Below are 25,051 nucleotides of genomic sequence, written 5' to 3'. Positions count from 1 at the left end.
TCCGCGAAGGTGTGAGCGTCAGCTCGGCTGCGTGAGCCGTTCGCGGTCGCGCGGAGCACGCGGACCGTACCCTCGGTCGGGCGGCCCTTTCGCTTCCGATTCGTCGCGCCCGTGCGATACGCTGCGACCGCGGCGTGGACCTCGCGGGACGCACTCTCCTCGGCAAGTACCGCATCGACGGCCAGCTCGGTCAGGGCGGCATGGGCACGGTGTGGCGCGGCGCGCACGTCGTCACCGGGCGCAAGGTCGCGATCAAGGTCCTCGACGAGCGCTTCCTCTCGAACGTGAACGTCGTGCAGCGCTTCGGTCGCGAGGCGCGCGCGGCGAGCGCGATCCAGCACGAGGGCATCGTCGAGGTCCTCGACCTCGATCAGACCGAGGAGGGCCTGCCCTTCCTCGTGATGGAGTTCCTCGAGGGCGAGACGATCAGCTCGCGCATCGATCGCAAGAAGCGCCTCTCGCAGGACGAGGTCGTGCGCATCGGCGTGATGCTGCTCGAGGCGCTCGAGGCCGCGCACCAACACGGCGTCGTCCATCGCGACCTCAAGCCGGACAACATCTACCTCGTGCCCGCGGGGCGTCGCGGCGAGATCGTGAAGATCCTCGACTTCGGCATCTCGCACAAAGACGACGAGGCGCAGGCCAAGCTCACGATGACGGGCTCGGTGCTCGGGACGCCGCACTACATGTCGCCCGAGCAGGCGATGGGCGAGACCACGCTCGATCGCCGCGTCGACATCTACGGCGCGGGCGTCGTGCTCTACGAGTGCCTCGTGGGCGACGTGCCGTTCGACGCGCCCAACTACAACAAGCTGCTGCGCGTCATCCTCGACGAAGAGCCGGTCCCGCCGAGCAAGCGCGGCGCGATCGTCGACGAGCGGGTGGAGCGCGTGATCCTCCGCGCGATCGAGAAGGAGCGCGACAAGCGCCCGCAGACCGCGCGCGAGCTGCTCGAGGAGCTGCGCGCCGCCGCGCGTCCCGTGTCGGCGCCCGCGCCGCGTCGCACGGCGTCCGCGAGCTTCGCGAAGCCGAGCGACGTGCCGCGCACGCCGACGCCCACGCCGCGCCCGGCAGCCGTCTCCTCGGCCGTGCGCCCGCGCGAGGCGCCGAGCTCGAGCTCGTTCGATCTCGCGGTCGGCGACGAGCTCGAGGGGCTCGCGCTGCAGCCTCCCGCGAAGCCCGCCGCCACGAGCGCGCCTCGCACGCCGCTCCACCTCGACGCGAAGAGCGGCAGCACGAGCCTCGACGCGCTCGACGATCCGCTCTCGGCATCGAGCTCGCTCTCGCTCGAGCTCGACGAGAGCGCCCTCCCCGCGCGCGCGCCCGCCTCGGGCCAGCAGCGCATCATCATCGAGCGCAACGCGAGCGACCGCAGCGGCACCGATCACCGCGTCGAGCGCGCCGATCCGCGCCCGATCGAGCGCGCGGTGTCGGAGCGATCGATCCCGGCGCAGCGCGCGACCGCGTCGTCCACGAGCACGCCGCGCATGGCCGCGACGCGCACGAGCAGCGACGCGGTCGCGCGCGCCGTCGCGCCGACACCGCCGGTGCCGGCGCGCTCCGATCCGCCCTCGCGCGCGACGAGCACACCGCCCTCGAAGGCGCCCCCCGCGCCCGGCGCGCGAGAGCGCTGGAGCGAGCTCTCGGACGGAACGCGCCGCGCGATCGTGCTCGGCATCGTCGGCCTCGTGCTGTTCGTCGGCATCGTCGCCGCGGTGCGCTTCATCGTGCGGCCCGGCGAGGAGCTCCCGCCGGGCGCCGACGTCGCGACGGGCGACCCCGTGGTGCCCGCGACGCCCGATGCGCCCGTCGCGCGCGACTGGGTGCTGATCGAGGTCGACGGTGTGCCTCCGGGCGCGCAGCTCCGGCTCGACGGATTGCCCGGCGCGACGCTCCCGCTCCGCGTGCGTCGCGGCGGGGCTCACGTGCTCGAGATCCGCGCGCCGGGCTACGAGGATCGACGCCTCGAGTTCACGGCCGAGCGCAACCTGCGCCTGCGCGCGGATCTGCGCCCTGCGGTCGGGACGACGCAAGAGCTCCCGTAATCCCGCACCGCGCGCACTTTCCGGCGCCGCGATCCGCGTGCTAGTCGTTCGCTCCCATGTCGCGCGACGAACGTTACACGCCCGCCGAGATCGAGCCGAAGTGGCAGGCCTTCTGGGAGAAGGACCGCACCTTCGCGACCGACGAAGATCCCAACAAGCCCAAGGCGTACGTCCTCGACATGTTCCCGTACCCGTCGGGAGCGGGCCTGCACGTCGGACACCCGGAGGGCTACACCGCGACGGACATCGTCGCGCGCTACCTCCGCGCGAAGGGCACGGCGGTGCTGCACCCGATGGGCTGGGACGCGTTCGGTCTGCCCGCGGAGCAGCACGCGATCAACACCGGCACGCACCCCGCCGAGACGACGCAGAAGAACATCGCGACGTTCAAGCGTCAGCTGAAGTCGCTGGGCTTCTCGTACGACTGGGATCGCGAGGTCGACACGACCGATCCCGAGTACGTGAAGTGGACGCAGTGGATCTTCCTCGAGCTGTTCGATCGCGGGCTCGCGTACCAGGCCGAGCTGCCGGTGAACTGGTGCCCCGCGCTCGGCACCGTGCTCGCGAACGAAGAGGTGAAGGACGGCCGCAGCGAGCGCGGCGGTCACCCGGTGTTCCGCGTCCCGCTGCGCCAGTGGATGCTGAAGATCACGGCGTACGCCGATCGACTGCTCGAGGATCTCGCGGACGTCACGTGGCCCGAGGGCACGCGCGTGATGCAGGTCGAGTGGATCGGCCGCAGCGAGGGCGCCGAGGTCGACTTCGCGATCGACGGGCACCCGGGCAAGAAGGTCGAGATCTTCACGACGCGGCCGGACACGCTGTTCGGCGCGACGTTCATGGTGCTCGCGCCCGAGCACCCGCTGGTCGCGGAGATCACGACGCGCGAGCACACCGTCCAGGTGCAGCAGTACGTCGAGCGCGCGAAGCGGCGCAGCGAGCGCGATCGCCGCGAGAACAAGGAGAAGACGGGCGTCGCGACCGGCGCGTACGCGATCAACCCGGTGAACGGGCGGACGATCCCGATCTGGATCGCCGACTACGTGCTCTGGGGCTACGGCACGGGCGCGATCATGGCGGTGCCGGGCCACGACGAGCGCGACTTCGAGTTCGCGAAGAAGCTCGGTCTGCCGATCGCGCGCGTGGTGCACGAGGCGGGCAGCGATCCGAACGCGCCGCTCGAGACGGCGTTCGTCGGCGAGGGCCTCGCGTGCCACTCGGGCGCGTACGATGGTTTGAGCACCAACGATTTCAAGAAGCGCATCACCGCGGATCTCGAGCAGCGCGGCGCCGGCAAGAAGCGCGTCGAGTACAAGCTGCGCGACTGGATCTTCTCGCGTCAGCGCTATTGGGGCGAGCCGTTCCCGATCTACTTCCCGGTCGAGTGCGACGGCGATCCGCGCGCGCTGCCGAGCGAGAATGTGAAGATCGACTTCTCGAAGCCGATCGCGGTGTCGCGCGAGGAGCTGCCGGTGCGCCTGCCGGACCTCGAGGACTTCAAGCCGGGCGACGATCCCGCGGGGCCGCTCGCGCGCGCGAAGGACTGGCGCTTCTTCCAGAAGGACGGCCAGTGGTACGCGCGCGAGACCAACACGATGCCGCAGTGGGCGGGCTCGTGCTGGTACTACCTGCGCTTCATCGATCCGAAGAACCGCGAGCGCATCTTCGACCCCGAGAAGGTGAAGCGCTGGCTGCCGGTCGACCTGTACGTCGGTGGCGCGGAGCACGCGGTGCTGCACCTGCTGTACGCGCGCTTCTGGCACAAGGTGCTGTTCGACGCGGGGCTGGTCCCCGTGGCCGAGCCGTTCGCGAAGCTCGTGCACCAGGGCATGATCCTCGGTGAGATCGAGTACACGACCTACGTCGCGGCGGACGGCGTGTACGTGAGCCGCGAGAACGTCGTCGAGAAGGCCGATCCCGTCGGCGGCACCGAGCATCTCGACGAGCGCAACGGGGGCGGCGTGCAGCCCGTGCGCGTGAAGGAAGAAGAGATCGAGAAGCGCGGCGGCGAGTTCGTGCTCAAGGCGCACCCGAACGTCGCGGTCGACGCGCGGGCGCACAAGATGAGCAAGTCGCGCGGCAACGTGATCAACCCCGATCACATCGTGCAGCAGTTCGGTGCGGACTCGCTGCGCCTCTACGAGATGTTCATGGGCCCGCTCGAGGCGACCAAGCCGTGGTCCACGAGCAGCATCGCGGGCGTGAAGCGCTTCCTCGATCGCGTGTGGACCGTGTCCACGCGCACGCTCGACGAGGCGCCGCCGAGCGACGCGCTCGAGCGCACGCTCCACAAGACGATCCGCAAGGTCGGCGAGGACATCGAAGGGCTGCGGTTCAACACCGCGATCAGCACGCTGATGCAGCTCACCAACGAGCTCTTCGCGATCGAGCAGCCGCCGAAGCGCGCGATCGAGGTGCTCGTGCAGCTGCTGCACCCGCTCGCGCCGCACATCGCGGAGGAGCTGTGGCAGCGCGTCGGTCACGCGCAGAGCGTGCAGCGCGCGCCGTGGCCGCAGTTCGATCCTGCGAAGTGCGTCGATGCGGAGATCGAAGTGCCCGTGCAGGTGAACGGGAAGGTGCGCGGCCGCGTGAAGGTCGCGGCCGACGCGAGCGCCGACGTCGTGGTCGCGGCGGCGAAGGCCGACGAGGCCGTCGCGAAGTGGCTCGAGGGCAAGCAGCTCGTGAAGGAGCAGTACGTCCCGGGACGCATCCTCACGATCGTCGTGAAGTAGCGCGCGAGGGGCGCGATCCGGACGCATGCGCATCGACCGCGGTGACGTGTTCTGGGTCGCGCCCGACGACGCGAATGGGTACCCGCACCCGCACGTCGTGGTGCAGGACGACGTGCTCAATCACTCGCGCATCACGACGGTCGTGGTGTGCGCGCTGACGACGAACCTGCACCGCGCGAGCGAGCCGGGGAACGTGCTGCTCGAGCCGGGTGAGGCGAGCCTGCCGAAGCAGAGCGTGGTCGTCGTCTCGCAGATCTCGTCGGTCGAGAAGAGCCGCTTGGGCGCGCGGATCGGAGCGCTCTCGCAAGCCCGCGTGGATCAGATCCTCGCGGGCCTGCGGTTCCAGCAGCTGTCGTTCTTCGAGCGCTGACGCGCGCTCAGCTCGGGTCCCAGGTGCAGCCGATCTGCGTGTCGCAGGTCTGCTCGTCGAGCAGCGCGCAGCGCGTGATCTGGCCGCCGCAGACGCCGCCGTAGAAGCACCCGGGCTGTGTCTCGCAGGTGTCCTCGTCGAACGTCGCGCACTGGCGCTGAGCGCCGCCGCAGCGGCCGAGGCCGTCGTTCCAGGTGCAGCCGGCCACGGCGCTGCAGTCGTCGGGCGTGGGCTGCTCGAAGCAGCGCGCCGGCACGCCGAGGCAGCGCGGGATGACGACGCAGCCGATGCCGATCTCGCACGCCGGCACGTCGCGGCCGTAGCAGGTCACTGCGTTGCCGCGGCAGTCGGGGACGTCGGCGTCGATGGGCTGACCCGCGTCCTCCGCGGGTGTGCCCGCGTCGTCGTCGTCGGGCGACGACGCGTCGACGACGGCAGCGTCGAAGGTCGCGGCGTCGACGGCGGGGCCGGCGTCCGTCGTGGGATCGCCGGCGCCGGCCTCGTTGCCGCACGCGGTGAGGAAGAGAGAAGCGACGAGCAGATGCAAGAGAAGGTGTTGCACGGTGAGTGCAGACGATTGGCGGTCGCGCGCGCGCTCCGTCACGCCGCGCTCAGCGCGCGACGTCGTACTCGCAGTGCCCTTCTCCGTTCAGATGGCCGACGCTCGTCGCGGCTGCGATCACGAACGCGCGGAGATCACCCGATGCGAGCGGCGTCGCGCCGGGATCGTAGGTGACGCCCAGGGGCTCGCCGTCGATGCCGCGCAGATCCGCAAGCGACTGCGACGCGAGGTCGTCGAGCGTGATCACGCGGTCCTCGCCGGCGGCCGCGGCCCACGCCTCGAAGCGCATCTCGGGCTCGGCACCGAGGTCGTCGAAGAACACGTGATCGAGATGGAACGTGAGCTCCGTGTCCGCGACGCCGCCCTCGGGCACGACGATGCCGAGCGTTCCGTCCTCGAGCTCGCAGCGCACGTTGTCGACGTCGAGCGGAAGCCCGAGCGAGAGCTCGTACGCGCCGTGCTCGGGGTGCGTCGCGCGGCCCTCGAGCAACATCGACCAGCCCGCGTCGCTCATCCGCGTCACGTGCTCGCTCTGCACGCCGCCGATCGTGCGCGCGCTCGCGGTGGGCGGCGCGATGCGCCAGTCGAGCCGCTCCCATCGACGCGCGGCGAGGGCCTCGAAGCGCCATGCCTCGATCTGTCCTCCGTGGAGATCGGCGACCACGGGATCGACCTCGAGCGCGACGCGCTCTCCGTCGCTCCCGGCGATCGAGAACGCGACGACGGAGGCCAGCACACGATCGAATTCGAGCGACCATCCGTCGGCGAACGCGATCGTCTCTCCGTCGATCTCGAGCGGCCATCCGCGCTCGGCGGCCTCTTCGCCGCCGACCCGCACCGCGAGCGTCCCGCGCGCATCGCCGCACGCCGCGAGCAGACATGCCATCATCGCCAGTCGTTTCACTCCATGCCTCCTTCCGGATCCCACGTCACGACGAACGCCCGCGCGTCGCGGATGCCGAGCGACCACGCGAGCGCGTACGACGCCTCGTCGAAGCGCGCCTGATCGAGCCACCGGTCGACGGAGATCGACACGTGGAGCGCGCCGAGCTCGTCGATGCTCGCGTCGAGCGGAAGACCTTCGAGCCGCAGCCCGCCCGGCACGACGAGCTCTCCCGCGATCACGACCTGCTCGTCACCGCGCGTCGCGACACCACGCACCCGCGCGACGACGTCGGACTCGCCGAGCTCGAGATCGATCGCGCGCGCGGGCCCGGCGCTCCCGTGCGCGATGCCGATCTCGGTCGGCTCGGGCGCGAGCGCGTCGAGCTCGATCGGGCCGAGCAGCTCCGCGCGCACGCCGCGCTCGAGCGCGTGCCCGCCGTGCGCGCGCGCGACCGGCGACGAGAGGAGCTGCGACAGCGCGTCGTCGTCGGCCGCGAGCACGCGCAGCGCGCGAAGCGTGACGCTCGCCTCGTCGAGCACGACGTCCCAGCCCGTGCTCGTGGTGAACGTCGCCGGCGCGCTCGCGCGTGCGACGACCGGGAACACGACGGCGCGCCCGCTGGTGCCCGCGCACGCGAGCACCGCGAGCACCGAGAGCGCGATCGAGAGCACGGCGAGCGAACGTCTCATGGGATCTCCTCCGCGATCCCGCGCAGGGGATCGCTCTCGTCGATCAGGAGCGCGAGCGTGATCAGCGCGGCGCGTGGCGCGCCCGCGGCGGCGTGGAGCTCGGGCAGGCGCGAGGGCGTCGCGCCCGCGTCGAAGCTCGACGGGTAGAAGAAGACGTTCTGGTCCCAGCCCGCGTCGAAGAGGTTCGTGATCTGCGCGCCGACCTCGACGATCCGCCATCGCACCACGATCCCGACGTCGACGAGCGCGAACGCCGGCGCCACGCGACCGAGCGGGAGCGGGCGCTCGCCGAGCGCGCCGATGCCGAGGCCTCCGCCGATCGTGATCGTCTCGCCCGCGATCGTGATCGCGTGGTGCGTCGCGACGTCGAGACGCAGCGTCCAGCGCGGCACGTACGGCAGGCGCTCGTCGCTCGTGAAGTCCTGCCACTCCGCGCGCTCCGCGAGGAGGAACGCCTCGGTCCACGCGCCGCTCGCGAGCACGTCGAGCCAGCGCGCGACGCGCAGGCGCGCCGAGGCGAGCGCGCCGAGGCGGCTCGACGCACCGGCGTCGACGTTGCGCGCGCGCTCGGGGTCGAAGACGAGCTCGCGATCGACGTGGGTGTGGAACGCGGCGAGGCGCGCATCGAGCGCCCACGCGCCCTGCTCGGCGAGGCCCAGCGCGAGCGCGCTCTCGATCGCGATCGCGCGCGCGAACGGCGCCCGCTCTCCGTCCGAGAGCGCGACGGCATCGGACGAGCGCGCGCCGACGCCGGCGCTGCTCTGCCACTCGAGCCACGGCGCGAAGCGAACGCGTAGCGTGCCTCGCGGCTGCAGCGAGATGCCGAGCGCGTCGGTGGTGCGGAACGGCAGGCGCTCTCCCTCGCGATCGCGCTCGGGCTCGGTGTGATCGGTCGTGGTGTACGCGAATCCATCGGCGCGCAGCGCGGCGCGGAGCGCGATCCAGTCGGCGAAGTCGAGCTCGGCCGCGACGTGCGCACCGACGTGGGTGATCGCGATCGCATCGTCGAAGTCGGCGCGGTAGGGCGCGCCGTCGGACGCGCGGAGGCGCAGCGCGCGCGTGGTTCCCGCGTCGTGGCGCGCGATCCACCCGAGCTCGAGGTGCTGCGGACGATCGTCGAGCGCGCGCGTCGTCGCGCGATAGCTGCCGCGCAGGCCCGCCTGTCCGGTCTCGTACTGCTGATCGACGAGGTCGCCGCGCGGATCGAGGAGGAAACCCGTGAAATTCTCGCGCATGCGGAGGCGGCGCCAGCCGCCCCAGATCGTCTGCTCGAGGCGCGTGCCCGGGCGCGTCCACGACAGTGTCGCGACCAGCATCGCGCGCGACGACGTGCCGCCCTGGGCGTCGTCGTACGCGCAGAGGCGCTGGGCGCGATCGCTCGGTGCACACGGCAGCGTGCGCGCGGCCACGTCGTCGGCGCGGAGCACGCCGGCGGAGTCGAAGTCGGCGAAGTGCGCGAAGCCGAGCAGCGCGATGCGGACGTCGGACGAGACGACGTGCTCGTAGCCCGCGTTGAGCGCGAGCGACGTGGACGCGCGATGGCGACCGAACCCGCGCGCGTCGCGGAGATCGACGGCGGCGAACGTCCCGCGCTCCGCGCCGACGGGCGCCCACGAGAGCAAGAGACGGCGCGTGTCGAACGAGCCGAGCTCGCCCTGCACGCGCAGGCCGCGAGCGCGCACGCCGAGCCGGTGCTCGACGCTGCCGGCGAGCGCGAAGTCGGACTGCTCGGGCGCGAACGGGCCTTCGGTGACGCGCAGCGACTCGACGAGCTCGGGGATCACGAAGTGCGTGTCGGCGTAGCCGTGGCCGTGCGCGTTCGACGGCTCGTTGATGGGCACGCCATGGACGAGCACCGCGAGATCGCGCCCTTCCCCGGCGTCGAAGCCGCGGAGCAACACGGTCGACGCGTGGTACGCGCCCGCGTGGTTGAGGAGGAAGAGGCCGGGCACGAGCGTGAGGAACGACTCGGCCGTGCGACGCGGGACGATGCGGAACGGCGCGAGCGGGAGATCGGTGACGAGCGGTGGTGCAGGGGACGCGACTGCGCGCGCGTGGAAGACGGGCGGGGGATCCGAGTCCGAGGCCGACTCCGAGTCCGAGGCGGAGTCCGAGGCCGGCGGCGCGTCCGGTTGCGCGCGCACGACGACGCACGGCATCGCGAGCCATGTCGCGACACCCAGGATCGTCAGGGCGCGCGCTCGCTGCGCGCGCGCTCGTGCCACTCCGCGTTCCACGCTCGTTCCTCTCGGCCGCTCGCCGCGCGTTCGCGCAGCTCGCGAGCTCGTCCGCGATTCGTTCCGATGCGATGCGCACACGCGCGCTCACGCGCGCCGCGGGGAAGCACCGCGATGCGATGCCGTCGTCGCGACGCAGCGCGCGACGGTCACGCGGGCGCGCGCGACCACGTCGATGCCCGCGCGGCGCGCTCACCCGAGCACGCATGCGCCACGCACGTCGTCCGGCTCACGCGTGCGCGCGCGGCGGGCCCCTCGCGCGCGCTCGCTCGGCGCGCGCCGTGGGTGCCGCCTGCGCGTCGCGCTCTGGCGCGACGATCTCCGCGATGCACGGGCCGACCAGCGCGCCGAGCACCGGTGCCGGCGCGAGCGCTGCGACGCCTCCGTGCTCGAGGCTCCCTGCGCCGTGATCGGGCGCCGGTCGCTCGTGTCGCTCGCTCGCGCCGTCGTCTTCGTGGCAGACGCCGTCGTGGCAGTGCGTCGCCGCGCGCGCGCCGTGCTCGTGCGCGCCGAGCGACGCGTGTCGCGCGAGGTGCAGCGCTGGGCCGACCTCGAAGCCGACGAGCCACGCGAGCGCGAAGAGCAGCGCGGGGATCTCCCGCGCCCTCTCCTTCACGCTCGCCCGCGACCCGTGCCGCACGCGCGCATTCTCGCGCGCATTGCCCGGCTCCGCGCAAGCCCCTCGCGCGATCAGCGCCGCTCGAGCTCGTGCAGGAACGCGTCGGCCCACACTTCGGGCGTGCTCCGGCGCACTCGCTCGAGCATCGGCGCGTGCCGCGCGATCCGTTCCTCCGCGGGCATCTCCAGCGCGCGCACGAGATCGCGCGCCATCCCGTCGCGGTCGTGCGGGTTCGTCAGGATCGCGCCCTCGAGCTCGTCGGCCGCACCCGCGAACCTCGACAGCAACAGCACGCCCGGGCTCGTCGGATGCTGCGCCGCGACGTACTCCTTCGCGACGAGGTTCATCCCATCGCGCAGCGGCGTGACGTACCCGACGTCTGCCGCGCGATAGAGCGCCGCGAGCTGTCCGCGCCCGTACGAGCGATACACGTACCGCACCGGCATCCAGTGCGCCTCGCCGTGCTCGCCGTTGATGCGGCCGACGAGCGTCTCGATGGCGCGCCGCTGCTCCGCGTACTCCGGCACGTCGGCGCGCGAAGGCACTGCGACCTGCAGCATCGAGACGCGACCTCGCCACTCGGGATGCAGCTCGAGCATCCGCCCGAACGCATCGAGCCGCTCGACGATGCCCTTCGTGTAGTCGAGGCGATCGACCCCGAGCACGAGCCTGCGGCCGCGCAGCGCGGCCTGCAGCTCCGCGATCTCGCCCTCGGTCGCGGCGTCGATCTCCTCGAACGGCGCGGCGTCGATCCCCAGCGGGAACACGCCGACGCGCACCTCGCGCCCGTCGACGCGCACGCCCGACGACGTCGCGGTCGCGCGCGCGAGCTCCTCCGCGCATCGCACGAAGCTCTGCGCGTAGCGCCGCGTGTGGAACCCGACGAGATCGAACGCGAGCATCCCGTCGAGCAGCGCGCGCGACCACGGGATCGTCTCGAAGAGATCGAGCGCCGGGAACGGGATGTGGAGGAAGAGCCCGAGCGGCCCCGAGTGCCCGCGCGCGCGCATCGAGGCCGCGACGAGCAGCAGGTGATAGTCGTGCGCCCACACCGTGCCGCCCGGCGCGACGAGCCGCGTCGCCATCTCGGCGAACACGTCGTTCACCTCGACGTACGCGCGCCACTCGCTCTCGTCGTAGCGCGCGCGCCCCGGGAAGCCGTGGAAGATCGGCCAGAGGCTGCGGTTCGCGAACCCGTTGTAGAAGCGGGTGTGCCACTCGGGATGGAAGTCGAACGACGCGCGCGCCGGCGTCGACGACGCATCGACGGCGAGCTCGAGCGCGCCGGGACGCCGCCCGCCGCTCCACCCGAGCCACACACCGCCGCGCGCCGCGAGCGCGGGCGCGAGCCCCGACACGAGGCCGCCGACGTTGCGCGCGCGCTCGCTCTCGCCCGCAGCGGCGCTGGGCGCGTCGGGCAGCCGGTTCGAGATCACCAGGAACGACGCGCGCGCGTCGGGCGCGGTGCGCGGGAGCGGCCGCGGGATCGCGAGCTCGCCGCTGGGATCGACCTCCTGCCGGGCGCGCAGCAGCGTACGCAGGAACGAGCGCACCGCGCGCGGATCGTCGAGCCTCGCCTTCGCGCGTGTCGGACGATCGGCGTCGCCCACGAGGATCGGCACGTCCTCGTCGCGCAACGCCGCGAACGTGTCCTCGTCGGTGCGATCGTCCCCGAGCGCGACGAAGCACGATCCCGGGGGGACGTGCCCGCGCACCCACTCGACCGCGCTGCCCTTGTGCGCGCCGCGGTGCCGTACCTCGAGCACCTGATCGCCCTCGAGCAGCTCGTACTCCGGGTGCTCGCGCGCCCAGGTCTCGATCGCGTCCGACGCCTCGACGATCAGCGCCTCGCGCTCGCTCTCGGCCACACGCCGGAAGTGCAGCGTGACCGACCACGTCTTCCGCTCGACGAGCGCGCCCGCGCGAGGTCGCGCCAGCGCGCGGAGCGCGCGCTCGATCGGCGCCGGATCCGCGCCGTGGAGCTCGAGCTGCGCCCACCCGCTCTCGTCGCGCCGCCACGCGCCGTGCTCGGCCGCGAGGAGCACGCCGGGCACGTCGCCGAGCCGCGCCTCGAGCTCCTCGCGCTTGCGCCCGCTCACCACCGCGACGGTGACGCCCGGTGTCCGCGCGAGCCCGGAGACCAGCTCGTGCGTGGGCGCGTCGACGGTCGCCTGAGCCGGTGTCGCCGCGAACGGGATCAGCGTGCCGTCGAGATCGAGGATCAGCGCGACGTGCGGCGCGCGCGCGATGGTCTCCAGCAGCTTGGGGCCTCGTGCGTCCATGAGGGTGCCCCGACAGTCATGGTCCCCGCGCGCGCGATGTCACCCCACGCGCGCGGGGAGGGCCGATCGTTTGAGCTCCAACGATCTCGATCGCGCTCAGACGCCGCCGTTGCCGAGGCACGCCCGCGCCGCGCCGACGTGCACGCGGCCCATCGTGCCGTCGCCGCGCACGTAGGCGTAGACGATCGTGATCACCGCCCCCGTCGCGCCGAGCGGCTGGAACACGAAGTGCGCGGCGGTCTCGATGATGTTGCCCACGCCCGGCGCCGGGATCTCGATCGGCGTGATCTCCTCGGCGAGCGGCTCGGTCTCCACGCTCGCGAAGCGCAGCGACGTCGCGCCCACGCCGGGATCGCCCCAGAGCAGGCCGAACGCGGTCTCGCTGAAGCGCAGCGAGCTCATGGTCACGCGCCCGTCGCCCCACGGCATCGCGTACGTCTGCGCGGTGTCGAACGCGCAGCCCGCGAGCACCGCGCCGGGCGCACAGAGCCCGCGCATGATCTCGAGCTGGCTCGCCTCGGGCACCAGCACGGTGTACGCGACCTGCCCTGCGGTCGGGCCGCGCAGCACGTGCACCGCGGGCTCGCCGGTGAGCGGCGCATCGCGCGGAACGATGCGCGTCGCGTTCGGCTCGCCTTCCGACGCGCCGTTCCACACCACGATGCCGTCGGCATAGCCGGAGAACACCGCGGCGCGCCCGTCGGAGTGCGACCAGCGATCCTCGCCCGCGTCCGGCGAGATGCGCGTGATCGTCCCCGAGCCGGGCTCGATGCGGACGAGCCCGCGCCGGCGCGTGCCTGCCTCGAGCCACGAGCCGATCACCGCGACGTCGTAGCTGGTCGCGTTCGGATCCTCGGCGGGATGCACGAGCGCAGGCTGGCTCTCGATGCGGAACGAGGGGAACTGCGTCGGATCCGGCACGATCACCTCGTCCGGCGCGCCGTCCACCTCGCCGTCGACCGCGAACACGGCGCCGCGCGCGTGGAGCGCGCCCTCGCCGTCGGTGAAGAGCGTCCCGACGAAGCTCGTCTGCGTCACGTCGCTGACCTGATGGTCGTAGACGATCGTGTTCGCGCCCGGCGGCAGCGGCTGCTCGACGAGCTCGTGCAGCGCCTGCGACGTGAGCGTCTCGTCGCCGATCGTCGGCTGCGACACCAGCATGGTCCCGCGGCCGTCGTCGATCTGCCAGAGCACGAGCGCGCGCGGGCTCTCACCACCGAACGCGCGCACGCTCAGGCGGTGCGGGCGCTGCGTCGGGCCCTGGATCGGCCGCGCCTCGATGAAGCCGAGCTCGTCGACCTCGGTGTTGAGCTGGAGGTTCACCGGCGCGGTCGAGGCGCACGCCTCGTCGACGCCGTTCGCGCAGATCGGCGTGGCGCCCGGGTGGATGTCGGCGTCGTCGTCGTCGCAGTCGATCGGCGTCTCGGGCGAGCACTCGGCGATCTGATAGCCGTCGCCGTCCTCGTCGCACGCGTCGCACTCGCCGTCGTCGCACCACTCGCCGTCGTCGCACTCGTCGTTGGTCTCGCAGGGCCTCGGCGCCGCGTCGTCCGGTGCTTGCGCGTCCGCGGCGGCGGCGTCGCTGCCGCCGGCGTCCGCCTGCCCGCCCCCGCCCGTGTAGTCCGAGCCGTCGAAGAGCACCGAGCACGCGGGCAGCGTCATGCCCACGAGCGCGATCGCGATGGAGGTCCTCAGCGCGCGGCCCATCAGAAGCTCCCTCCGATCACGATCCCCGCGCCCTCGCGCGATGCCATCGGCACGACGTCGATCGCCGCGCGCTCGCTCGTGTCGGCCTCGCCCGGGCCGACGATCAGGAAGATCACGCCGACGGCCGCGCCCGCGAGCGCGACGCCGAGCCCGACGTCGGTCACCGCCGCGAACGCGCGCATCGTCGACAGATCGCCGTCCGTGCAGGAGCGCGTCGCGCCGCATCCGTTCGAGAGCGACGAGTCCTCGGCGATCGTGAGCGGGCCGAAGATCACCGCGGTGAGGAGCCCTGCGGCCGCGACCGAGAAGCCGGCGATCGCGGGCACGTTGAGCGGTGCTTCGCGCGGCGGCACGGGCGCGATCGGCTCCGTCGTGGTCGTCGTGCTCGTCGTCTCCACGGCGGTCGTGGTGGTCGTCGTCGGCTCCGCGGTCTCGGTGGTCTCGGGCGACGGCTCCGGCTCGGGCTCGCCCGCCTGCTCGCGCGCGATGCGCTCGCGGAGGTTGCGCAGTCGGATCTCGAGGTTCGCGCGGTTCTCGATCTCCGCGACCTCGGCGAGATAGCGCTCGAGGTAGCTCGCGGCCTGCGGGAGATCGCCGAGGTTCTGGTAGCAGAGCGAGAGGTTGTAGAAGAGCTGCGGACGGTGGCTCAGGTCGTACGCGCGCTGGAACTCGCGCAGCGCGTCCTCGTACTCGCCGGCCTCGTAGTACGACGCGCCCGACTCGAAGTGGAGCCTCGCGCGCTGATCGTCCTGCGCCTCGGCACCCGCCGCGATGCACGCGACGGCGCACGCGCACACCATCGCCGCGACCCATGTGTTCGTCGCTCGAAGCAAGTCGTCGCCTCCCTCGCCGCGATGATAGTCCGACGCTTCGTGCGGTGAACAGGTACACGAATGATGCCGGCGGAATTTCCGCGATTGGCCCACGCGACCTCGCGCGCGCGTCCGATGGCGAGGCTTGCTCTCGTTCGAACGCGCGCGGCACCATCTCGCCGCGCCATGCGTCACCGCGATCCACCGCGCGATCCCGACGCCGAGCCCGCGCCCGACGACATCTTCGCGGACTTCGTGCGGCGCGCGAACACCGAGTGGGTCGCGTCGGTCGAGGCGCTGCTGACCGAGCCCGATCCGACGACGCACGAGGTCGACAGCGACGAGGTCGTCGCGCTCGACGAGCTCACCGACGAGCACGAGCCCGCGACGAGCGATCGCGGCACCGATCGCATCGTGCTCCTCACGAACCAGAAGTCGCAGCCACCGCCCGAGCCCGAGCGCGATCCCGAGCAGACGGTGCGGCGCAGCGAAGCGGAGATCCTCGCGTCGGCTGGGCCGCGCGCGCGCCGCAAGCGCGCGCGTGCATGGCGGAGCGCGGTGCAGGAGCGCTCCGAGACGACGCAGCGCGTGGAAGCCGCGCGCGTCGTGCCCGACGTCGCGTCGGTGCCCCCGCCGCCCCAGCTCCCGCAAGAGGGCAGCGAGGACGGGCAGATCCCCGCGGGCGAGCTCGATCGGAAGCTCGCCGACATGGACGTGCTGCTGCGCTACGGGCACGCAGCGCAGGTCGGCGCCGAGCTCGAGTCGCTGCGCCTCGTGTACCCGCGCGATCTCCTCCTCCTGCGCCGCATCGCGGAGCTCTACGTGGCGCACGAGATGCGCGGCGCTGCGCTCGAGGCGCTGTTCGCGCTCGCGCACGCGCTCTTCGAGCGACGCAACGTCGAGGGCATGAAGCAGGCGCTCGAGCAGGTGCGTGTGCTCGATCCCGACAACGGGCGCGCGGCGCGCCTGCTCGCGCTCCTGGCGCGACGTCCCGAGTCCCAGCCGCCCTCGCGACGCTGAGCCGGCACGCGCGGTGCTCTCGTCGGCGCGGGGGGTCTCGCGATGCACGGAATGGCACGCCGCAGGACGACGATGGGCGCGCTCGCGCTCGCCGTGATCACGAGCGCGATGCCCTTCACGCTCGGATGTCCGGCCGAGTACGACGGCCCCGCGCCCAGGACGGCATCGAGGCTCCTCTCCTTCGACGCGGGCGAGGCGGTCCACGTGACCATCCTCGCGAGCGCTGCCGGAATCGCGCGCGGCGACACCGGGCTGCGCATCGCCGCGAGCCTCGAGGACGCGTCCCACACGATCCTCGTCGTGCCCGACGACGAGCCGCTCGACGCGCTCGTCGAGCAGTCGACGAGCTCGAGCGCCGTGATCGAGATCGACCCGGCATCGCTCGCGACCCTCTGCCCGTCCCGCGAGGTCGACTGCACGATCGGCCTGACGATCCAGGCGTCGCACGCGACGAACGGCTCGGTCGACGCGTGGCTCCGGCCGCAGACCGGCTCCGACGACGGCTCGAGCACGCTCTCGATCTCGCTCGACGAGTGAGCCGCGCCGCCGGCGTCGCCGCGTGGCAGAATCCGCCGCGCGGAGGTTCCGTCGGACGGGCGCATGCGCGAGCGCGAGAAGGTGGTGTTCATCGGCGGCGCGGGCCATTCGGGCTCGACGCTGCTGGGCCTGATGCTGGGCGCGCACCCGGAGGTCTTCTACGCGGGCGAGGCGCGCAAGAGCCTCTTCCTCGGCGACGAGAGCAAGCCGCTCAAGAAGCGCGTCTGCAAGCTGTGCGGGCCGAGCTGTCCGATCTGGGGCGAGCTCGGCCGCGCGCCGGGCGAGGACCTCTACGCGACGCTCGTGCGCCGCACGGGGCGCCGCATCGTCGTCGACTCGACCAAGAACCTCTCGTGGACGGGCGAGCAGCTCGAGACGCTGTCGCGGCGCGACGTCGATCGACACCTGATCTTCCTCGCGCGCGATGGACGCGCCGTCGTGTGCTCGCGCCTTCGCAAGTACCCCGAGCGAAGCGCGCGCGAGCACGCCGAGGACTGGGCGGCGCAGATCCGCGCGACCGAGGCGCTCGCCGCGCGCTTCCCGGGCACCGTGCTGCGCGTGCGCTACGAGGCGCTCGCGTCCGCGCCCGAGCCCACGATGCGCGAGGTCGCGACGTTCCTCGGCGTCGACTACGCGCCCGCGATGAGCGCGCCGTGGACCACCGAGCAGCACCCGCTCGGCGGCAACAACGGCACGCAGTTCCTGATGCGCGGCAACGAGGGCGGCGTCGTCGCGCTCACCGACAAGACGCGCGATCACTACGGCGCGCATCCGCGCGGCATCGTCCTCGACCTGCGCTGGAAGCGCGAGCTGAGCGACGACGCGCGCGCTGCGTTCGACGAGGTCGCCGGAGACCTGAACCGCGCGTACGCGTGGGGTGAAGAGAGCACGTGAGAGCCAGCATCGAAGAAGGCGTCGTCGAGACGCTCCAGGGCACCTACGCGCCGCCGGGCGCGCGACCGATCGAGCTCGTGTTCCGCACCGTCGGAGAGCGCACGAGCGACCTCGCGCTGCAGCTCGCCCTCGAGCACGTGAAGCCGACGCGCGCGCACGTGATCCGCGACGTGAAGCCCTTCGCGCTCGCGGTGCGCAAGATGCTCGAGATCGAGCACCACTGCGATCACGTCGTCCACATGGACGCGGACTGCCTGATCCTCGAGGACATGCGTCCGTTCCTCGACGCGAACACGCTCCCGTACGTCGACTGCTACGTGCGCGATCGCTTCCGCGGCCGCATCCACTGCGGCGTGCACGTCACGCGCATCGACGTGGTCGACAAGATGCGCGCGATTCCCGAGCCGCTCGACGATCTCGCGTACGTGCTCCGCCCCGAGTCGCGCCTGCGCAACATGGCGCTCGCCGAGCTCGCGCTCGAGAAGCAACTGAAGAGCTTCCACATCCTGCACGACCACTTCCAGCGCTACACCGACATCTTCGCGAAGTACGCGCTGCGCGAGCTGCGGAGCCGCACCGAGTTCCAGAAGAAGCGCCTCGCCGCGTCGATGGCGCGCTGGGGCGAAGGCACCGACTACGACGTCGCGCGACGCGCGGTGCAGCACGCGGCGAGCACGGTGCCCGAGGACGCGAAGGCGAAGCACGTCGAGCTCTACATCCGCAACCTCCCGTACATCGCGGAGGTCGAGGTCCGGAACATGGGCCTCGAGCAGAGCGGACAGGTCACGATGGAGGAGGTCGAGGCAGCGGTGAACGGCGATCCGACGAAACTTGGTCCGGCACCCAAGAAACCGAAGGTCTTCGGGCTCGGCCTCTCGCGCACCGGCACGCGCTCGCTCACCGCGGCGCTGCACGTGCTCGGCTTCGACACGGTGCACTACCCGACCGATCGCGCGACGCTCGACACGCTCGTGCGCGGCGACGCGCGCTTCCCGCTGCTCGATCACTACGACGGCATGACCGACATCACGACGGCGCCGTACTTCGAGGACTTCGACCGTCTCTACCCCGGCAGCAAGTTCGTGCTCACCGTGCGCGACACGCCCGCGTGGCTCCAGAGCTGTCGCAACCACTGGACCGGTCGCTCGGCGTACGAAGAAGCGTCGACGAGTGATCCGATCGCGGCCGAGGAGCACCGCGTGCACATGGAGATCCGCCGCTTCCTGCGCGCGGCCGTGTACGCGAGCTACGAGTTCGACGAGGCGCGCTTCGAGCGCGCGTATCGCCGTCACGTCGAGAACGTCACGCGCTACTTCGCGGACCGGCCCGACGATCTCCTCGTGCTCGACATCGCGCGCGGCGACGGATACGAGAAGCTCGCGCCCTTCCTCGGCGTGCCCGTGCCCGAGCAGCCGTTCCCGCACAAAGGAAAGCGGCTGAGCGAGCGCATGGCAGAGAAGCACGCGAACCTCGAAGTCGACGATTGAGCACGACCGGCTCGAACGGCGGCGGGCGCATCGCGGCGAGCCTGTGGGTGCTGCGGCTCGCGTTCCGCGCCGCCCCGCGCGCGACGATCGCGATGGTGATCTGCACGATCGCGATCGGCGTTCTCCCCGCGGCCGCGGCGTACGTGGGCAAGTGGATCGTCGACACCGTCGTGCTCGCGCTGCCGCTGCGCGAGACCGGCTGGGGCCAGTACAAGCCGACGCTGTGGATGCTCGTCGCGCTCGAGGGCTCGCTGATCGGCCTGCTCGTCGCGGCGCAGCGCGCGCAGAGCGCGGCGCAGGCGATCCTCAAGACGCGCATCGCGAACCGCGTCGCCGAGATGATCCTCGCGAAGGCGACGACGCTCGAGCTCGCGCACTTCGAAGACCCCGAGGTGCACGATCGGCTCACGCGCGCGCGGCGCGACGCGGGCGTGCGCCCGTACAACCTCGTGACGGGCGTCTTCGTCGTCTCGCGCAACCTCGTGACGCTCGCGGCGTCGATCGTCGTGCTGCTCGGGCTCTCGTGGTGGGCCGTGCTGCTCGTCGTGCTCGCGGGGCTGCCGGCGTTCGTCGCGGAGCTCTCGTTCTCGCAGCAGATCTTCGATCAGCAGCGCAAGCGCACGCCGGAGCAGCGCGAGCAGGCGTACCTCGAGGCCGTGCTCACGCGCGAGGACTTCGCGAAGGAGGTGAAGCTCTACGAGCTCGCCGAGCCGCTGCTCGATCGGTTCCGCACCATCGCGCTGCGCATCGAGCAGGAAGAGCGCGCGATCACGCTGCGCCGGAACTGGTGGGGCACGCTGCTCAACCTGATCGGCACGGCCGCGTTCTATCTCGCGTACGCGTGGATCGTGCGACGCACCGTCAACGAGCACCTCACGCTCGGTCAGATGACGATGTACCTCGTCATCTTCCGGCAGGCGCAGCAGGGCGTGACGCAGGGGCTCGCGAGCCTCGGGATGATGCTCGACGACCACCTCTACCTGCGCGACCTCGAGTCGTTTCTCGCGCTCCCCGTCACGACGATCACGGGCACGAAGACCGAGGGTCGCGATCCGAGCGCCGGGCTCGTCGTGAAGAACCTCTCGTTCACGTACCCGGGCGCGACGGTGCCCGCGCTCGAGAACGTGTCGTTCGCGATCGCGCCTGGCGAGATCATCGCGCTCGTCGGACAGAACGGCTCCGGCAAGACGACGCTGATCAAGCTGATCACGCGCCTCTACGACGTGCCGCGCGGGCGCATCTTCCTCGACGGGCTCGACGTCTGCGAGTGGGACGTGCACGCGCTGCGGCATCGCTTCGCGCCGGTGTTCCAGGACTTCGTGCGCTTCCGGATGAAGGCGGGCGAGAACGTCGGCGCGGGCGACGTCGAGCACTGGCACGACGAGCAGCGATGGATCGACGCGGCGAAGCTCGGCCTCGCGCACGAGTTCGTGTCGGAGCTGCCCGAGGGCTACCACACGCAGCTCGGCAAGTGGTTCAAGGGCGGCCAGGAGCTCTCGGGCGGTCAGTGGCAGAAGATCGCGCTCTCGCGCGCGTTCATGCGCGAGCGCGATGCGATCCTGGTGCTCGACGAGCCGACGAGCGCGCTCGATCCCGACGCCGAGGTGAAGATCTTCGAGCACGTGCAGCAGACGCGCGGGCAGCGCATGGCGCTGCTCATCTCGCATCGATTCGGCTCGGTGCGGATGGCCGATCGCATCGTGGTGCTCGACGAGGGCCGAGTGGTCGAGCAGGGGCCGCACGACGCGCTGATGGAGAACGAAGGGCTCTACGCGCGCCTCTTCAAGCTGCAGGCAGCAGGCTATCTGGGGCGCAACAGCCTCGCACCCGCGCGCGAAGCCGACGACGACGCGAGCTGATCGATCGCCGTCGTCGGATTCTCTGAGGAGAGCAGGAGGAGAAGGAAGCCCACGTCGATGAGTCTTCCGCACGACGTGCAGCATCCATCGTGCTCGACCGGAGAAATCACCGCAGAGATCGCTGAGAGCCGAGCAACTCTCCTCTGCGGCCCTCGGCGGCCCTCCGTGGTGAATTCCATGTTCGAGCCCCCGCGGATGGATCGCGTCGGCAGGCGGGCCCATGTACGTGGTGTTCCTGGGCCTTTCCTGCTCTCCTAAGAAGTCCCCGTCTCCGCGTCAGAGCTCGAGCTGCATGCCCATCTCGACGACTCGATCGGGCGGCAGTCGGAAGAAATCGGTCGCGGGGCGCGCGTTCCTCGACAGGAACGAGAAGAGCACCTTGCGCCAGTGCGCCAGTCCCGGGTTCTTCGTGATCACCAGCTTCTCTCGACCGAGATAGAAGCTCGTGTCCTCGGGCTTCGTGTGCAGCCCTTCCTCGTGACAGGCACGCAGGATGTCCGTCACGCGCGGCGACTGCATGAACCCGTAGTGCGCGGTGACCTGGAAGAAGTTCTCGCGCAGTCGCTCCACCTTCACGCGCTGGCTGCGCGGCACCGTCGGCACGTCGTCGGTCACGACGCTCAGCAGCACGACCTGGTGGTGCAGCACCTTGTTGTGCTTGAAGTGATGGAGCAGCACCGGCGGCGTGCCGCCGAGCTGCGACGTCATGAACACGGCGGTGCCGGGCACGCGCAAGGGATCCTTCGCGTCCACCTCGTCGAGGAACTCGTCGAGCGGTCGCGAGCGCTCGCGCAGGAAGCGCCCCACGCGGTCCCGCCCGGCCTTCCACGTCGTCAGGATCGCCAGCATCACCGCCGCGGTCGCGATCGGGAACCAGCCGCCGTGCGGCAGCTTGTCGACGTTCGCGAGCAGAAACGGGATGTCGACCGCGAGCATCAACGCGCACAGCACGCCTGCGCGCGTCGCGCCCCACCAACGGCGCGCGACGATGAAGAAGAGCACGCTCGTGATGGTCATCGTGCCCATCACCGACATGCCGTACGCCGCGGCGAGGCTCGAGCTCGTCTGGAACACCAGCACGAGCGCGATGCACGCGACCATCAGCAGGCGGTTCATCTCGGGCACGTAGATCTGGCCTTCGGTCTCGCTCGACGTGTGCCGCACCTCGAGGCGCGGCAGGTACCCGAGCTGGATCGCCTGTCGCGTCAGCGAGAACGTGCCGGAGATCAGCGCTTGAGATGCGATGACGGTCGCGAGCGTCGCGAGCAGCACGAGCGGGATGCGGAACCCGTCGCCGACGAGGCCGTAGAACGAGTCCTCCGCGCGCTCCGGGTGCTCGAGCAACATCGCGCCCTGCCCGAAGTAGTTCAGGATCAGCCCGGGCATGACGACGCTGAACCACGCGTTGCGGATCGGCGTGCGCCCGAAGTGCCCGAGGTCGGCGTAGAGCGCCTCGCCACCGGTGATGCACAGCACGACGCTGCCGAGGATCCAGAACCCCTCGAGCCCGTTCCGCACGAAGTACGAGACCGCGTGGTGCGGCGAGAGCGCGCCGAGGATCTCGGGGTGCTGCGCGATCCAATAGATGCCCATCGCGCCGAGCGTCACGAACCACACGACCATCACGGGCCCGAACACCGCGCCCACGCGCCCGGTCCCGCGCTTCTGCGCGAGGAAGAGCACGACGATGATCACGAGCGCGAGCGGCACGACGAAGCGCTGCATCCCGTGCGCGACGCCGCCGATGCCCTCGACCGCGCTGAGCACCGAGATGGCCGGCGTCAGCATGCCCTCGCTGCACAGCAGCGAGGTGCCGAAGAGCCCCATCAGCACGAGCACCGTGGGGCGCGCTCCACGCTTCGGCAGCGCGAGCGCGAGCAGCGCGAGCGTGCCGCCCTCACCGCCGTTGTCCGCGCGCGTCACGAACCCGAGGTACTTCACGACGATGACGAGCGTCAGCGTCCACACGAAGAGCGAGAGCACGCCGTAGACGTTCGCCTGCGTCGGCGCGACCGCGTGCGGCCCGTGGAAACACTCGCGGAGCGCGTAGAGCGGGGAGGTGCCGATGTCTCCGTACACCACGCCGAGCGCGCCGAGGGTCAGCGCCAGCGCGCCCGTGCGGTGGTGATGCCTCCCGTGCGAGTGCGCGCCGGAGTGCGACGGCGAGGCGCTGCTGGCTGCGGTGTCGGCCATGTCAGAGCTCGAGCTGCATGCCGATCTCGAGCACGCGATCGGGTGGCAGCTTGAAGTAGTCCGACGCGGGACGCGCGTTCCTCGACAAGAACGTGAAGAGCACCTTGCGCCACTGCGCCATGCCCGGGTTCTTCGTGACCACGAGCTTCTCGCGACCGAGGTAGAAGCTCGTCTTCTCGGGGCGCGTCGCGAGCCCGTGCTGCTTTTCCGCCGCGCGCAGGATCTCGGTCACGCGCGGCGACTGCATGAAGCCGTACTTGGCGGTGACGCGATAGATACCGTGCCCGAGATCGTCGACGGTCACGCTCTCGTCCTTGGGCACGAAGGGTACGTCCTGCACCTGGATGCTGAGCAACATGATCTGCTCGTGCAGGACCTGGTTGTGCCGATAGTGGTGCACCAGGACCGGGGGCGTTCCGTTCGCGGATGCGGTCATGAACACCGCGGTGCCCTTCACGCGGAACGGGCTCTCGCGCTCGATGCGCGGGATGAACTCGTCGAGCGGCACCGAGCGATTCTGCAGGAATCGCGCGACGCGCTCGCGTCCCTTCTTCCAGCTCGTCATCACCGCGAGCACACCGAACGCGACCACGATCGGGACCCATCCGCCGCTCGCGATCTTGACGACGTTCGCTCCGAAGAACGCGAGATCCACGATCAGCATCGGCACGCACACCGCGAGAGCGCGCGCCGTGCCCCACCACTTACGCACGACGACGTAGAACAACACCGTCGTGATGCCCATCGTGCCGGTCACCGCGATGCCGTACGCGGCGGCCATGCGGCTCGAGCTCTCGAACGCGATCACGAGCGCGATGCACGCCACCATCAGGATGCGGTTGACCTCGGGCAGATAGACCTGCCCTTCGGTCATGCTCGACGTGTGGCGGATCTCGAGGCGCGGCAGATAGCCGAGCTGGATCGCCTGGCGCGTGAGCGAGAACGCGCCCGAGATGAGGGCCTGCGACGCGATCACCGTCGCGAGCGTCGCGAGGATCACGAGCGGGATGCGCATCCACCCCGCGGCCATCGAGAAGAACGGCGCGTGCGCGTGCTCGGGATGCGCGAGCAGGAGCGCGCCCTGCCCGAGGTAGTTGAGGATCAGCCCGGGGAACGCGACCGCGAACCACGCGAGCACGATCGGTCGCCGGCCGAAGTGGCCCATGTCCGCGTAGAGCGCCTCGCCGCCGGTGATGCACAGCACGACGCTCCCGAGCACGAGGAAGCCGACGAGCTGATGGCGCGCGAAGAAGATCACCGCGTGGTGCGGCGAGATCGCCGCGAGCACCTCGGGATGCTGCGCGATCTGCACCGCGCCGAGCGCGCCGATCACCACGAACCACAGCAGCATGACCGGGCCGAAGATCAGCCCGACGCCGCCGGTGCCGCGCTTCTGCGCGAGGAAGAGCACGACGAGGATCGCGATCGCGATCGGCACGATCCACCGATCGAGCGCGTGCCCGATGCCCTCGATCTGCTCGATGCCCTCGACCGCCGACACGACGGAGATCGCGGGCGTCAGCATGCCATCGGCGTAGAGCAACGACGCGCCGAAGAGGCCCATGAGGACGAGCGCGCCGACGCGCGCGCCGCCGCGCTTCGGCAGCACGAGCGCGAGCAGCGCGAGGATCCCGCCCTCGCCGCCGTTGTCCACGCGCGTGACGAACACGATGTACTTCACGACGACGACGAGCGTCATCGCCCACACGAAGAGCGAGAGCACGCCGAGCACGTTCTCGTGCGTCGGCGTGATCCCCGAGGACTCGTGGAAGCACTCGCGCAGCGCGTAGAGCGGCGAGGTTCCGATGTCCCCGTACACGACCCCGAGCGCGCCGAGCGCGAGCGTCCCGAGCGCACCGTGGTGGTGGTGCCCGACGTGCGGATCGCGCGTGGTCTCGCTCGTCGTGGTCCCGCTCGCACCACCGGACGGTGGGCCGGCGCTCTCGGTGCCTGGGGTCGCTCCCGACATGGCGGAGCGCTCTACCCCCGCGCCTCGGAGCGCGCAACACACGGGGCTTCCCCCGCTTGCTGCGGTGATCCACGGATGCTACCGGCCGGGACGGGAGCGCGGTGAGGCACCCAGAGAAGTGCGCCAGAGGATGCTCGCTTCGTTATGCTGC

General features: G+C 71.3%; 18 protein-coding genes. 8 read left to right on the top strand and 10 right to left on the bottom strand.

Annotated elements, in window-relative coordinates:
• The first annotated feature begins 134 nt into the window (after positions 1-134).
• From DB32_RS18165 to DB32_RS18155, 3 genes are read left to right on the top strand one after another with little or no spacing between them, the layout of a single operon-like run.
• A complete protein-coding gene (locus tag DB32_RS18165; protein WP_053233724.1) occupies positions 135-2,045 on the top strand; it encodes a protein kinase domain-containing protein in 1,911 nt (636 codons plus the stop codon).
• Between the two features lie 56 nt (positions 2,046-2,101).
• A complete protein-coding gene (leuS, locus tag DB32_RS18160) occupies positions 2,102-4,777 on the top strand; it encodes a leucine--tRNA ligase (RefSeq protein WP_053233723.1) in 2,676 nt (891 codons plus the stop codon).
• Between the two features lie 25 nt (positions 4,778-4,802).
• Entirely contained in the window at positions 4,803-5,147 is a 345-nt protein-coding gene (locus DB32_RS18155; RefSeq protein WP_053233722.1) for a type II toxin-antitoxin system PemK/MazF family toxin, read from the top strand.
• A 7-nt stretch (positions 5,148-5,154) separates the two neighbouring features.
• On the opposite strand, the gene DB32_RS18150 is transcribed toward DB32_RS18155, so the two are convergent.
• The 8 genes from DB32_RS18150 to DB32_RS18115 form a co-directional block, all read right to left on the bottom strand.
• On the bottom strand, positions 5,155-5,709 hold the full coding sequence (locus DB32_RS18150; protein WP_169791475.1) for a hypothetical protein: 555 nt from the start codon (positions 5,707-5,709) through the stop codon (positions 5,155-5,157).
• 49 nt (positions 5,710-5,758) lie between these two features.
• Positions 5,759-6,613, bottom strand: coding sequence for a hypothetical protein (locus tag DB32_RS18145; RefSeq protein ID WP_157069144.1), 855 nt, complete (start codon positions 6,611-6,613; stop codon positions 5,759-5,761).
• A complete protein-coding gene (locus DB32_RS18140) occupies positions 6,610-7,284 on the bottom strand; it encodes a hypothetical protein (protein ID WP_157069143.1) in 675 nt (224 codons plus the stop codon). Before DB32_RS18140 ends, DB32_RS18145 begins: the two co-directional genes overlap by 4 nt.
• Positions 7,281-9,443, bottom strand: coding sequence for a TonB-dependent receptor (locus DB32_RS18135; RefSeq protein WP_157069142.1), 2,163 nt, complete (start codon positions 9,441-9,443; stop codon positions 7,281-7,283). Before DB32_RS18135 ends, DB32_RS18140 begins: the two co-directional genes overlap by 4 nt.
• A 307-nt stretch (positions 9,444-9,750) precedes the next feature.
• Complete coding sequence (locus DB32_RS18130; RefSeq protein WP_053233717.1) at positions 9,751-10,161, bottom strand: hypothetical protein; 411 nt, start codon at positions 10,159-10,161, stop codon at positions 9,751-9,753.
• A gap of 50 nt (positions 10,162-10,211) precedes the next feature.
• A complete protein-coding gene (otsB, locus tag DB32_RS45370) occupies positions 10,212-12,422 on the bottom strand; it encodes a trehalose-phosphatase (protein ID WP_053233716.1) in 2,211 nt (736 codons plus the stop codon).
• A gap of 96 nt (positions 12,423-12,518) precedes the next feature.
• Complete coding sequence (locus DB32_RS18120; protein WP_053233715.1) at positions 12,519-14,129, bottom strand: MopE-related protein; 1,611 nt, start codon at positions 14,127-14,129, stop codon at positions 12,519-12,521.
• Positions 14,129-14,962 carry a tetratricopeptide repeat protein gene (locus DB32_RS18115; RefSeq protein ID WP_157069141.1) on the bottom strand — a complete coding sequence of 278 codons (834 nt, stop codon included), beginning with the start codon at positions 14,960-14,962 and terminating at the stop codon, positions 14,129-14,131. Before DB32_RS18115 ends, DB32_RS18120 begins: the two co-directional genes overlap by 1 nt.
• Before the next feature lie 165 nt (positions 14,963-15,127).
• Between DB32_RS18115 and DB32_RS18110 the strand changes: the two genes are divergently transcribed.
• The 5 genes from DB32_RS18110 to DB32_RS18090 all read left to right on the top strand — a co-directional run bounded on the left by DB32_RS18110 (position 15,128) and on the right by DB32_RS18090 (position 20,738).
• The gene (locus DB32_RS18110) at positions 15,128-15,961 is read left to right on the top strand and encodes a hypothetical protein (RefSeq protein ID WP_053233713.1); all 834 of its coding nucleotides are present in this window, start codon (positions 15,128-15,130) and stop codon (positions 15,959-15,961) included.
• A gap of 51 nt (positions 15,962-16,012) precedes the next feature.
• On the top strand, positions 16,013-16,498 hold the full coding sequence (locus DB32_RS18105) for a hypothetical protein (protein WP_157069140.1): 486 nt from the start codon (positions 16,013-16,015) through the stop codon (positions 16,496-16,498).
• Positions 16,499-16,561: 63 nt separating this feature from the next.
• Complete coding sequence (locus DB32_RS18100) at positions 16,562-17,392, top strand: sulfotransferase family protein (protein ID WP_053233711.1); 831 nt, start codon at positions 16,562-16,564, stop codon at positions 17,390-17,392.
• The gene (locus DB32_RS18095; protein WP_205627061.1) at positions 17,389-18,879 is read left to right on the top strand and encodes a sulfotransferase family protein; all 1,491 of its coding nucleotides are present in this window, start codon (positions 17,389-17,391) and stop codon (positions 18,877-18,879) included. The genes DB32_RS18100 and DB32_RS18095 overlap by 4 nt, the downstream gene beginning before the upstream one ends.
• Positions 18,876-20,738, top strand: a complete 1,863-nt coding sequence (locus DB32_RS18090; protein ID WP_053233710.1) for an ABC transporter ATP-binding protein — start codon at positions 18,876-18,878, stop codon at positions 20,736-20,738. The genes DB32_RS18095 and DB32_RS18090 overlap by 4 nt, the downstream gene beginning before the upstream one ends.
• A gap of 276 nt (positions 20,739-21,014) precedes the next feature.
• Here DB32_RS18090 and DB32_RS18085 read toward each other — a convergent pair whose 3' ends face one another.
• Together DB32_RS18085 and DB32_RS18080 are read right to left on the bottom strand one after the other, a co-directional pair.
• Positions 21,015-22,931, bottom strand: coding sequence for a potassium transporter Kup (locus tag DB32_RS18085; RefSeq protein ID WP_083457460.1), 1,917 nt, complete (start codon positions 22,929-22,931; stop codon positions 21,015-21,017).
• Between the two features lies 1 nt (position 22,932).
• Positions 22,933-24,900 carry a potassium transporter Kup gene (locus tag DB32_RS18080; protein ID WP_083457459.1) on the bottom strand — a complete coding sequence of 656 codons (1,968 nt, stop codon included), beginning with the start codon at positions 24,898-24,900 and terminating at the stop codon, positions 22,933-22,935.
• Positions 24,901-25,051: the final 151 nt, after the last annotated feature.

Source organism: Sandaracinus amylolyticus (genome assembly GCF_000737325.1).
Lineage (GTDB): Bacteria > Myxococcota_A > Polyangia > Polyangiales > Sandaracinaceae > Sandaracinus > Sandaracinus amylolyticus.
The sequence above is the reverse complement of the archived record's forward strand: the minus strand, read 5'-3'. Positions and strand labels throughout refer to the sequence as shown.